At 66.2% G+C, this 933-nt stretch carries 2 protein-coding genes; one reads left to right on the top strand and one right to left on the bottom strand.

What is annotated here, in order from left to right:
* Positions 1–247, top strand: a 247-nt coding sequence (locus ACXJKH_RS21305; protein ID WP_457322360.1) for a LysR substrate-binding domain-containing protein, incomplete at its 5' end; no start/stop codon positions are given.
* 46 nt (positions 248–293) lie between these two features.
* Here the strand turns inward: ACXJKH_RS21305 and ACXJKH_RS21300 are convergent.
* The coding region (locus tag ACXJKH_RS21300) for a Bax inhibitor-1/YccA family protein (RefSeq protein WP_457322358.1) at positions 294–933 on the bottom strand (640 nt) is incomplete at its 5' end.

Genomic DNA, 933 nt, shown 5'->3' with positions numbered 1-933 from the left:
GTATGCCGCCGTGCTGGCGGGCATGGGCATCAGCCTGTTCACCGCGTTGACCGTGCAGGAGGATCTGCGCACCGGTCGCCTGATCCGCGTGCTGCCCGGCTGGCACGCCGGACAGCGCCGCTACTTCGCGCTGTATCCGCATGCGCGTGCGCTTGCCCCGAAGGTGCGCGCGCTGGTGGATTACCTGGCCGCGCATTACGCCGGGCAGACGGGCGGGGCGGGCTCGGCGGCTGGCGAGCGCGCATGAAAAAGGGCGCCCGGGGGCGCCCTCTTGAAGGTGCGGATCGAGCGGCTCAGCGCTGCTGGATCTTCGACAGCAGGCGCAGGAATTCCACGTACAGCCACACCAGCGTGACCATCAGGCCGAACGCGCCGTACCACTCCATGTACTTGGGTGCGCGGGCTTCGGCGCCGTTCTCGATGAAGTCGAAATCCAGCACCAGGTTCAGCGCGGCCACCACCACCACGAACAGGCTGAAGGCGATGCCCATCCAGCCGCCCTGGTGGATCATCGGCACATTGATGTTGAAGAAGCTCAGCACGAACGAAGCCAGGTACAGCAGCGCGATGCCGCCCGTGGCCGCGACCACGCCCAGCTTGAAGTTCTCGGTGACCTTGATCAGGCCGCTGCGGTACACCGCCAGCATGACGAACATCGTGCCGAAGGTCAGCATCACCGCCTGCATCACAATGCCCGGGAACTTGGCGTTGAACACCGCCGAGATCGCGCCCAGGAACAGGCCTTCGACCAGCGCGTACATCGGCGCGGTGACCGGCGACCATTCCTTCTTGAAGATGGTCACCAGTGCCAGCACCAGGCCGCCGATCGCACCGGCCACGGTGTACAGCATTGCCCCGCCGGTCGGCAGGCCAGCGGCATCCACCGACTGACTCCAGGCGAAGGCTGCGGTAAGCACGGTCAACAGGAGCAGC

It is taken from the genome of Stenotrophomonas sp. P5_B8 (genome assembly GCF_054049855.1).
This window is presented reverse-complemented; position numbering and strand designations above follow the sequence as displayed.